The organism is bacterium (assembly GCA_023145965.1).
Classification (GTDB): Bacteria; UBP14; UBA6098; order UBA6098; family UBA6098; genus UBA6098.
On record JAGLDC010000049.1, the window covers coordinates 1 to 11,503 of the forward strand.

10 protein-coding genes are annotated in these 11,503 nt (G+C 42.9%); 5 read left to right on the top strand and 5 right to left on the bottom strand.

The genetic code is table 11. From position 1 onward, the window contains the following. Window positions 1-91: 91 nt before the first annotated feature. From KAH81_05420 to KAH81_05435, 4 genes are all read right to left on the bottom strand, one after another. Complete coding sequence (locus KAH81_05420; GenBank protein ID MCK5833094.1) at window positions 92-1,237, bottom strand: exodeoxyribonuclease VII large subunit; 1,146 nt, start codon at window positions 1,235-1,237, stop codon at window positions 92-94. Window positions 1,238-1,274: 37 nt separating this feature from the next. After that, window positions 1,275-2,012 carry a pyridoxine 5'-phosphate synthase gene (locus KAH81_05425; protein MCK5833095.1) on the bottom strand — a complete coding sequence of 246 codons (738 nt, stop codon included), beginning with the start codon at window positions 2,010-2,012 and terminating at the stop codon, window positions 1,275-1,277. 217 nt (window positions 2,013-2,229) lie between these two features. After that, entirely contained in the window at window positions 2,230-2,754 is a 525-nt protein-coding gene (locus tag KAH81_05430) for a 3-isopropylmalate dehydratase (GenBank protein ID MCK5833096.1), read from the bottom strand. Between the two features lie 31 nt (window positions 2,755-2,785). Continuing rightward, complete coding sequence (locus KAH81_05435) at window positions 2,786-5,038, bottom strand: hypothetical protein (GenBank protein MCK5833097.1); 2,253 nt, start codon at window positions 5,036-5,038, stop codon at window positions 2,786-2,788. A gap of 182 nt (window positions 5,039-5,220) precedes the next feature. Between KAH81_05435 and KAH81_05440 the strand changes: the two genes are divergently transcribed. The 5 genes from KAH81_05440 to thiL are packed head-to-tail and all read left to right on the top strand — an operon-like array spanning window position 5,221 to window position 10,953. Continuing rightward, on the top strand, window positions 5,221-7,005 hold the full coding sequence (locus KAH81_05440; GenBank protein MCK5833098.1) for a HAMP domain-containing protein: 1,785 nt from the start codon (window positions 5,221-5,223) through the stop codon (window positions 7,003-7,005). After that, complete coding sequence (locus tag KAH81_05445) at window positions 6,998-7,924, top strand: response regulator (protein MCK5833099.1); 927 nt, start codon at window positions 6,998-7,000, stop codon at window positions 7,922-7,924. Before KAH81_05440 ends, KAH81_05445 begins: the two co-directional genes overlap by 8 nt. Then, complete coding sequence (gene bamD / locus KAH81_05450) at window positions 7,899-8,426, top strand: outer membrane protein assembly factor BamD (GenBank protein ID MCK5833100.1); 528 nt, start codon at window positions 7,899-7,901, stop codon at window positions 8,424-8,426. The genes KAH81_05445 and bamD overlap by 26 nt, the downstream gene beginning before the upstream one ends. 32 nt (window positions 8,427-8,458) lie before the next feature. Continuing rightward, complete coding sequence (locus KAH81_05455) at window positions 8,459-9,976, top strand: sodium-dependent transporter (GenBank protein ID MCK5833101.1); 1,518 nt, start codon at window positions 8,459-8,461, stop codon at window positions 9,974-9,976. Between the two features lie 2 nt (window positions 9,977-9,978). Continuing rightward, window positions 9,979-10,953: a thiamine-phosphate kinase gene (gene thiL / locus KAH81_05460; GenBank protein ID MCK5833102.1), complete on the top strand. Its 975-nt coding sequence runs from the start codon at window positions 9,979-9,981 to the stop codon at window positions 10,951-10,953. A 186-nt stretch (window positions 10,954-11,139) separates the two neighbouring features. Here thiL and KAH81_05465 read toward each other — a convergent pair. Then, on the bottom strand, window positions 11,140-11,503 hold a 364-nt coding region (locus KAH81_05465; GenBank protein ID MCK5833103.1), incomplete at its 5' end, for a TonB-dependent receptor.

Here is an 11,503-nt window from a genome sequence, read left to right on the forward strand (position 1 = left end):
TTTCGGTGAAGCCATATCGGTCATACTCATGCTAATAGCACTCGGCATGTGTTACACCGAACGATGTTTAAAGAATAAAGCTAAAAAATAGTTATTCGATTCTAGCCTTTTTTACATCGTCGTAGAATTCTATTCCGATAAGGTCGTTGGATTTAAGAAAACTCGATTTGTCGATAGCTATTCCATCTTTATGAACAATCACGAATCCCCGTTTTAGAGTGTTTTTCACGCTTAAATTCGTTAATCTATCTGCATTTCGAAGAAGTCTATTCGCGGATCGCTCGAATATATTTTTCTCGAAGTAAATTGCCTTGGATAATTGTTCGTCAAGGCGTTGTTCCCATTCTCTAATTCGGTTTAGAGGTTCGGTCCAAGCTGTCCTTTGCATATTTACTTCGAGGCGAGATTTAGCGCTATCGAAAACCATTAAGCACTTATTCCGAGTCGTGAACAAATAATTCTCGATTTGGCTTTTAAGCTCACGGATGTCCTTAACGGCTATTTCCGCTGCTGCAGATGGTGTGGGTGCCCTCATATCCGCTACATAATCTGAAATCGTAAAATCGATTTCATGGCCAACAGCGCTGATTATCGGTATTTTTGAAGCAAATATCGTTCTCGCTAATTCTTCGTCATTGAAGCACCACAGGTCTTCCTCGTTTCCCCCACCACGGCCTATCACCAATAGATCGACATTACCGTATTGGTTGAATTCTTCAATTCCGGCTACTATATCCTTGGCTGAGCCTTTGCCCTGCACCTTAGCGGGTCGAATGATAATTGTCACATAGGGTGCCCTGCGTTGAATAACGTGGATAATATCCCGAATTGCCGCCCCTGTTGGGCTTGTAATAACTCCTATTCTGAAGGGAAAAGCGGGGAGCTTTCTTTTTCTTTTTGGATCGAAGAGCCCTTGAGAAAACAGTTTCTCCTTGAGTTGGCGAAAAGCAATTGCTCGTGCTCCCTCCCCATCGGGGATTAATTTCCTAACTGAGAATTGGTAGCGGCCGTTTTTTTCATAGAGCGTTGGCGAACCAAAGGTCTCGACTTTCATGCCGTCTTCCGGCTTAAAACCGAGATTCTGCGCAACATTCCTCCATATAACGCCATCGACTGAGGCAACTTCGTCAACGAGTAGAAAATAAATATGGCCAGAGGAATGGATCTTCACATTCCGAAGTTCGCCTCTCACCCATACACCAATGGGGAAAATGCCCTCTAAAGCTTGGCGAGACATAGAGTTTAGCTCTTTAACAGAAAGAATTTTACGCTCGTCAGCCAATTCTAGGTTCCCTAGCAGTTTTGATTATACTTTTCATCTCGCGAACAGCCCTTTCGATTCCAACGAATATAGCACGAGCGATAATAGAGTGGCCTATTGAGAGTTCCTCTACAGGCTCTATAGCCGCAATATTTGTCACATTACGATAATTGAGTCCGTGTCCTCCGGCTACACCCAGTTTCATTTTATTCGCAAGATGCGCTGTTTTTTCAATCGTCCTAAGTGCAGACACCTCTTCCTCGAAGCTTCGAGCTTCTGCATAGTGTGTAGTATTTAATTCAACATAATCTGCGGCCAACGCGGCGGCGGCTTTCATATTTTCCTCAGTTGTATTAACAAAAAGCGAAACGATTATGCCTTCATTGGCGAGTTGCTCTATCGGTGATTCGAGTTCACCGCCTTCTTCAGCGAGATCGAATCCTCTTTCCGTGGTTTGCTCACCCTGCCTCTCTGGAACGAGAGTTACCATATCCGGTTTAATCTGGAGTGCAATGTCTATCATTTCCTGTTTGGCAGACATCTCGAGAGTCATGTGGCTTGTAGTAATCTGACGCACAAGATAGACATCTCGGTCGGTGATATGTCTTCGGTCGCTCCGAAGATGAACTGTTATACCATCGGCGCCAGCCTGTTCGGCCATAACAGCAGCGTGAACAGGATCAGGATACTGTGCCCCTCTTGCTTGCCTCAAAGTGCCTACATGATCGATATTAACAGATAATCTACTCATTTTACCTCCCTTATTATTCGTCATCGATATATCGCTGTCACGGTTTTTGCTAAGGCTTTATGATGTATCTCTTTACATGAAAAGCCGCAAAAACATCCACCCCAAGAAATTATATACCCTACCCCGTGCCAGCTAATTGTTTCACGGTTTTTCGTGTCCCATCACGTCGGGATTTTTTAGAAAGCCTTTTAGATAAAAGGTCCAAAACACTCCGTGTTTATTGTTTTCCGTATTCGAACAGGCCTCCGGCCTGCAGAATTTCCATTTGAGTTTTCGAAATTGCTTTAAATTGAATTAATTTTTTATTCTGCAGATTTTTAGCAGTGCCTTCCTCAATTTTTATTTCGATTTCGTCACCTGTTTTCAATTCGGTGCTCATTATTGCTGGAGCTTGAATGACAGGAAATGCAGCATTGACTGCATTCCGCCAATAAATCGCGCCAAAAGACTCTCCTATTATAGCTTGAACACCGAGTGCTATAAAGCCATCGACTGCTTGTTGACGGGATGAACCGGAGCCAAAATTTTTTCCAACGACAAGAATATCGCCTGGCTTGATTTTAACGGGAAAATCCCGCCAATCGTCGAGATTGCCAAAAATATGTTTTCCCATTTCTTCGATTTTTGTTATCGCAAGATGCTTATTATGGAAGATCTGATCAGTATCTATATTGTCGATGGGGCGATTATTATTGTCTCGCACGACCCATACTCTGCCCCGTATGATATTTTTTCTGTTCACTATTTATCCTTTGTTTATTGAATTTACATATTCATTTTAAGAGTGTTACATATTTATGGCAGTTCGACTGTTTAATAAGATATATTCCTGTTGGAAGCCTATTCCCATCCTTATCTTTAGCATCCCAAATCGCTTGAAAATGTTTTATTTGTTTAGTTTCAATCCTATTTATCAATTTCCCTAATATGTTGAAAATATATATTGGTTCAGAGGGATTTAAAACAGATATTTTACATGTCGAGTTGAAGGGATTTGGATACACTTCTATCGAATGGTGTTTCGGATTCCGATATTCGGCAATTTCGAGGGGATTCGAGCGCCAGACTACAGCATCTATTGCGATGTTTTCGCCGGTTGTGCCTGTGCAATCGCCGACGTAAACGTAATTTGAATCGCTCGAATTAAACCGCCATGTGCCGAGTTGAACCCATTCGTCAGAATATAGAGATTGATCTGTTGTTACAGTATCGACACCGAAGACATGCTTAATTTGATAGCTGACTTCGGCCTGATTATGTTCGCCCGGGATGAAAATACAAACTGAATAATTACTGGATATCGGGAGTTGAGGCCGCCACCATCCCCCATTAACATCTGGTGTATGAGAGATGCTGTTTGTCCAATAGGTTGTGCCCTCGACACCACCCGGAACAATTCGTCTATATGAAATCGGCCCCTGCCATCGGAAACCATTGGAGGAAAGAGTAACCAGCGTATCCGGCGCGGGAAGTTCGCCTCTATTGCTCCACCAAAGGGCATCGAATCCTATTCGCTCATCGGCAAATCCAGTGGCATCACCAAGGTAAACGGTGCCGCCAGCTCCGGCTTCGAATGAATAAGTGCCAAGACTCACCCATTCATCGAAGAAATCCGCCTGACGGACGATTACGGTGTCCGTTCCAAAATCGTGATTTACGGCGTAGCGGGCGGAAGCCACGCTATTTACAGCTGGAATATGAGCAAAAAGTTCGTAATTACGCCTGTCTGGAAGATTAGGTGTCCATGTGCTGAAGCAAGTATCATCTGAAGGATCGGTTGCGCTGGTCGAGGATATCCACCACATCGTATTGAAATAGCCGGTATCGACTTCGTGCCAAAACTCCAAATCACCATTCATCTCGAAACCGAACGAGACATCGTCAATTATAGTGTCCCGAGGAAAATCACCAGCAAATACCTCCGCAACACCGTTCCAGAAGGTTGCATCGTTGTTATCGTAGCCGAGTGCCCAATAACCGATCCCCATAAGATCGGAAGTCACCGACCATCGATATTTGATGTCCAAAGAGCGCGCATCGTCCCACCAACATTGACGATAGCTACTGTAGATATACCACGGGCAAGGCGCGTTGCCATCCCAATTACAGCCATATGTAAGTGTGTCCGAGACACATGATGAGTAAATACTCGCGGTTCCGGTTGCTGTTGTCGAAGCGCCACGCAAAGTGCCGGAACAAGGCCAGTCATAACCATAAAGCGGAAGACCTACAATGAATCGCGACCGCTTGAAAGCATCGCTACCGCAATAATGCTCTACTGAATAAGCGATGTCGTAATAGCATCCGGGATCATCAAGCGGGGCCACCGGACCGGTCGTTGAGGAACCACCCCAGTAATAGCCGTAACCCATGAGGAACAAAGCATCGAGATGTGGCAACAATGAGTCGGAATCGAAGGTTCCGTGCCAATCTACCGAAGGAAGACATACGCTAACCCATTTCTCTGAATCGCGGGCGTGGACGCTGTCCGCAAGTTCTCTAAGGAAGGCGTAGAAGCCGTTTTCGTCGGATGAATTCGGAAGCTCGAAATCGATATTAACGCCGTCGGCGCCAAGTGCCATCTGCTCGCAGATATTGTGGCATGCGTTCGAGCGGTTCGTCGCATTGCCTACGATGCTCGAGATCGTGCTTTCATCGAATACCACAACGCAAAGATCGACCGCGCATCCGCCGGAATGAGCGGCATCGAGAAGCGTCGTAGTAGGCCAATCGTGGGTCGAGCTCACATTGCCGTAGCTGTTCAAGGTAATATTGAAATATGCGATCCTCGTAAGCAAGTCTATGCGCGAAGGCATATAGCCACTATATTCCCAATATGGTAGAAATCCATAAATCTCGTGCGAAAGCTCAGTGTGTGGGCGCATTGAAGGTCTAAACGATGGCACCTCCCCCTGAATCCAACCACCCCCGAACACGGAATCATGTTCGAAGTGGGGCGATAATATGGGCGTTGTTACTGCGAAAACACAAAAAACGATAATAATCGAGCATAAAAAAACTTTCATGCTGGTAATATAAAGCTAATGCTTCTAAACGCAAAGAAAATGTGTTTGTATAAAATCAAGGACCTTAATAATGTTAATACCAATTATCAATAACCTACCTTAAATAAACACTGCTCTTGACAGGCCTATCCTTTGCAATATATTGATAAGTTGATTTGTAATAGTTATCAAAAAGGGAGATAATGTCTTTTAAGCGGCGTGTGCCCATTGCAATAAAGATTTTTTTCGGCTTCGCGATGATGCTTTTTTTCGTATTATTAGGAAGCTTCCTTTTTCTTTCCCAACTTACGAAGCTTAACAATATTATTAAATGCACTAGCACCGGCATGTATCGTGTTGCTTTGTCTCAACAATTGCGTGGTAAATTGCGTCAACAGAGAAGCTCACGCGTTCTATTTAATCACCTTGGACAACCTGTTGACCGGGCTACCGCCGAAAAATCGATTTCACAGCTTAATCGCAACTTCGCTTCAGAAATATCAAAAGCGAAAAAAAACAATCGCGATAAATCCTCGCTCAATTCACTTGAAAAACAGTTATTCGAATTTATAGAGACATCGCAAAAGGCTATCTCCCTTGCTGAAGATAGTTCAGCTATCGACGCAAATACGCTTATCTCGAACGAGAAGAACAAGAAGTTGATATCGAGTTTAAAATCCTTGCTTGAAAGTGCTCAAAAAAAATCCAAGTTTGCTATCAGCCAGAATGACTTGATATTGACGGTAGAAACAGTCGATCTTTATATCAAACCCCTTTTCTACATCGAGCGATTCAAGCGAGAAAAACAGGATTTTCTTGCGGGTGCTGATTCACTCGCGGTTCTTTCCACAACAAACAATAGAACTCCCGAGATAATCAAATCACTTTCTTTTGCACTGGATTCTTTATTCGAGATCGAGATCTACAGCAGTCAAAGCACCTCTGTAGAATGGGATAGTGTCTATGCAGCTCTAAATGATACATTGGAAAATATTTTAATCAATCAACTTGCTGGAATCAGCACTACTCTCGAACAATCACAAAAAGCAGTGGTTTTGACACGAAAGACGGGTATTTGGGGAACGGTCATTCTGTTTTTGCTCGGTTTAATTATAGCTTACGCTATCGCTAGCAGAATAGCCTCTCCAATCGGCATGCTTCGGGAGGCCACCGCCGCCGCTAGTCGGGGGGAATGGGATAGGAAACTCGAAAAAACGACAGATGATGAGATAGGCGATCTTACCGATGATTTCAACGCTATGCTAATCAAACTCGGTAAACTCGACGAGATGAAAAGTCGTTTTCTTGCAAGCATAACTCATGATCTTAAAAGCCCCATCGGTAGAGTTCGAGGTAATATAGCCAACCTTCAGGATGGTCTCCTTGGCCCTGTTTCCGAGGGGCAGACCGAACTTCTCGATATGATGTCAAAAGATATCGATAAGCTATCACACCTCATTCACGACATTCTCGACCTTCAGAAAATGAAAGCCGGTGCGTTTAAGCTCGATATTAAACCTGTTAGCGTCCATGAGTTCATTTTATCCAGTCTCGAACAACATGCTGTTGTTTTTGTTGAGAAAGAAATTGAGATGGGTATCAAGATCGAATTTGATAACCTAACAGTGAATTTCGATCATCGCCAGATTGACCGAGTTCTCGACAATCTCATTACTAACGCCCTTAAATTCACAAGTCCCGGGGGCAAGATTATAATCGAGGCTTCTCAAGACAACGATAATTTAGTAATAAAAGTATATGATACGGGTGTCGGCATCCCTAAGGAACACCTAGATCGAGTTTTCGGTGAATTCTATCAAGTTGAGGATAAAGCCAAACCGGCGAAGGGCACCGGTCTCGGTCTTGCTATTTCAAAACAGATAATCGAGGCTCATTCTGGAAAGATTTGGGTTGATAGCGTATCCGGAGAGGGAACCTATTTTGCCTTTTCAATTCCAATCTCGAGAACAGGAGCAAATTTTGGATAAAGAAAAAGTCCTTATCATCGATGACGAAGTTGAAAACCTGTTCATGCTCAAAATACGACTGGAGCACGAAAATTTCGAGGTTCTCACGACAAATGATCCTTTCAAAGGACTGGAAACTGCTCTCGCTCAGATTCCAGATGTTATATTGCTCGATATCAACATGCCAGGTCTCGACGGTTTTGGCGTTTGCAGACGCCTTAAGGCTGATTTTAAAACCTCTGGCATTCCTGTTATTATGCTCACCTGCATGGATGACACCGATTACAAAATCGAGGGTCTCGAAGGTGCTGGTGCGGACGACTATTTAATCAAGGATGAAATTGACCACCGGGAAATCGCAGCTAGAATTAGATCGATTCTCAGGCGGACACGCGATTCCATCTCGGCCAATCCCCTCACGCGCCTTCCCGGCAATCGTGCAATCGACAGCGAACTTCAAAGGCATTTCGCGGATGGAAGGCCTTTTGTAATTGGTTATGTCGATATTGATAATTTTAAAGCATACAACGATATATATGGATTCCAAAATGGAGATAAGGTTATTCTAGCCATAGCTGATATCCTCAGAAATTCGGTGGGTCAATTCGCAGGATCATTTATAGGTCACATCGGAGGCGATGATTTTTTATTTCTCGCCGAACCTGAGAACGCGACAGCTATAGCCGCCGGGATTGTGTCTCTCGTCGAACAAACGGCGCCCGGTTTCTATTCAAAAGAACATCGCGAAGTTAAAGGCATCAATTCAACTGACAGAGATGGAAATCCCCGTTTTTTTTCCTTCTTCGCGGTTAGTATAGCCTTAATCCCTAATGAAGCAGTGATTAATCAATCCGAACTATCCGAGCTTGCGGGTAAGATGAAAAAAACCTTGAAGGCTCGAGGAGGCAATAGATATGGTGGTCCCGAAATACTTGTGTAAATATCTTTTTTTAGTTGGCTTCGTTTTTATTCTTTCATGTGCGCACATCCCAAAAACCACACAGGCTTCTGCTGATATCTATATGTCAGCCTCGGAAAATTTAAAAAAGCAGCGGCTCGAGGAAGCAAAATACGAATTCAATCAGTTATACACTAAACACCCAAAATCCGATTATGCTGACGATGCCCTTTTTCGACTCGGATATATTTCCTGTGTTCAAGAAAAATACAATGACGCTCTCGATTTCTATGATGATTTAATCGATAAATATCCCAAAAGCGAATGGATTTTCGATGCTAAAGTTTGGCAGAACTTACTTAAATCCTGGCAAAGCTCCAACAATGAATTAAAGGCTGTCAGAAGTAAGCTTAATTCCAAAAAAACGACAAAAGAACCTTCGGAAAATAAAGCTTCAGAGGAAATAGAGGGGCTTCAACAGGAACTATCTAAACTCAAAGAGGATAATCGCAAACTTAGAGAATTGATCGAATCCATGGAATAAAAACTTACATCGATACAAATCTGGAGGGGATTATGCAAAAAAGAGATGTTTGGAGCAGTCGAACCACTTTCGTTTTAGCAGCCATAGGATCCGCCATAGGATTGGGAAACATATGGAGGTTTCCTTATATATGCTATGCAAACGGTGGTGGAGCTTTTCTCATCGCTTATGTTGTATGTCTCTTTGTTGCCGGGATACCGCTACTCATGCTCGAATTTGGCATAGGAAAACGCATGAATAATGCTGCACCTGGTTCTTTCATGACTATTCGCGGGGGCTTTGAGTGGTTCGGATGGTTCGCTGTTGGAATTGGTTTTATCATTACAACGTACTACTCCGGTATTCTCTCCTATTGCATTAACTATTTTGTTTACAGCTTTAATACATCATGGGGAAATGATCCGAGTGGTTTTTTCTTCGATAATATCCTCGGGATAACGAAAGAACCATGGTCAATTGGAAAACTTCAAATTCCACTATTTATAGGGCTACTATTAGCTTGGGTGTGGATTATAGCCTCTATCTGGAAGGGCACAAAAACAGTCGGCAAGGTTGTCTGGTTTACAGTGCTTGGGCCATGGCTTTTACTGATCCTTTTCGTAATTCGAGGCGTTACACTCGATGGTGCAGTCGATGGAATAAGGTATTATCTGACTCCTGTCTGGATTAAACTTCTCGAACCGAGGGTTTGGCTTGCTGCTATCTCTCAAGTTTTCTTTAGTTTAACTGTAGGTTTCGGTGTGATGATAGCTTATGGCAGCTTTCTCGACGACGAGATATGCATCGTTAGCAATGCATGGATAATTGGGATTGCGGATGCTTTAACCGCTATTATCGGTGGTTTTGCCGTTTTCGGTGCCCTAGGTCATAAGGCCCTTATAGATGGTGTTCATGTAGCAGATGTTGTCCGTTCGGGTCCGGGTCTCACATTTGTTACATATCCCGAGATCATCAATGGCCTGCCTTTCCCCCAACTTTTTGGTCTTTTATTCTTCACAATGCTCGGTTTATTAGCGATAGATTCTGCCTTCAGCCTCGTAGAGGGTGCTTCCGCAGGGCTTCAGGATAAATTTGGTTGGACTCATAAGAAGGCTAATTTAACGGTCGGTTGCCTAGGTTTCCTCTTGGGAGTGCCCTATATATTCGGTGCTGGCATTCATTGGCTCGACATAGTCGATCATTTTATGAATCATTTCGGTCTGACTCTTGTTGTCCTTGGTGAATGTTTTATTATCGGCTGGTATTTCAAAGCAAAAAACATGAGGACTTTTTTAAACACCCACTCACGAACGAAAATAAACCGCCTTTGGGATTTCGCTATTAAGTTCATTTTACCGATTTTTATTCTTGTTATGATAGGTTTCGAATTGAAAGACAGGATAGCCGAACCTTATGGCGACTTCTGCCTACGCAGTCAAGAGATTATTTTTGGTTGGTCTATTCTAGTGTTGGTTATAATAGTAAGCATAATAATCGCTAGCATCAGGGGATCCGATGACTATGAAAGACGCGTTAACGCTATACGACAGAAGAAACGCACAAAGAAATAACTATGACTGCAAACGAAAAACAAATTCGAGCATGGAAATGCGGTGAATTCGGGCTCATAGATCGAATACGAGTTCGTTTTCCAAACATAGACCTTACAGACGATTGCGCTTTGCTCGAGATTGCACCCTCAAAAAAAATGCTTGTCTCGACCGACACTTCTGTTAGAGGTATCCATTTTCCACAAAATCCCGAATTTATGGAGTCAGCGGGATTTAAAGCATTTGCTGGTGCTGTCTCGGATATTAACGCCTCCGCTGGCAAGGTAATAGGAGCGCTTTTGGCGCTTAACCTTCCGGAATCATTAACTTTGGCTGAATTCGATAGTTTTATCGATGGCATAAAATCTTTTTCAAACAGGTTCAATATCCCTATCTTGGGCGGCAATATAAGTGGTTCAACCGAATTCTCTGCGACGTTCACCGCGTTTGGAGAATGCGATAGATGTGTAACACGTAACGGAGCAAGACCTGGCGATGTTTTATTTGTTATTGGTGAACTGGGTGGTCCAGAAGCTGGAAGAATTATCGTCATGGGTGAAGCAGAAACAACATCACCGCACTCAGAAATCATGAAAAACCGGTTTCTAAGACCAGAACCACCTCTCGGCCTTGGAGAGTATCTCTCCAAAATTGGTGCCACAGCGATGATAGATATATCAGACGGCCTCCTCGCCGATGCCGAACATATCGCTTCGGAGAGTCGAGTCGCATTTTCAATCGACTTGGCAAGTCTCCCACTTTTTCCTGGTGTTGAGGATGTTGCTTCACAAAAAGGTATTCCCCCATATAAGATAGCCGTCGCTAGCGGCGAAGAATATACGCTACTTTTTACACTACCGACATCCTCATTTGACATGCTTAATGCCATCCCATATAAATTCAGCCAAATCGGCCATGTTTCCGAAGGCAAGGGAATACAAACATTTTTATATGGACAGGAAATTGACATAAAAAAAACCGGTTGGCGTCATTTCTAACGCCAACCGGTTTTATTGATTTAAAATCCATAAACTAGATTGCTATTAAGATTAATGGCGCAATCCGCCTTTTTGTCATTCCCGATATGACTTAGGAACTACATATTATCTAACTAAAATTTAATCTGTGAATTATTATCTCTTGGCTTATGAGTCTAAACTAAGAAACTCAGGCTAATTCGTTTTTTAAAAATCTACAGAGACCAAAAGCGAGAACTTTCTGATGGAAGCAATATTCCTATCTACCTCGATATAATTCCAGTTTAGCAAATTAGAAACTTTTAATTGTATGGACCAACGATCGAAAGAGAATTTGTTTGTAACATCGATAACTCGCTGATCGACCACAGGATCGTCAACATAAAGACCAAGTATCGGTTTGCTTTTATATCTGGCATCGATAGAAACCAAACCGTGTTTCCAGTATTTGAAATCGGAAATCAAAGTAACATTGTGTTCCGGTCTATATGGCAATTCGGCGTCAGTTTCGGTGTTCAAGGCTTTAGTATAAAGATAATTAAAATTTAGATTAATCTTATGAAGAGGAGTC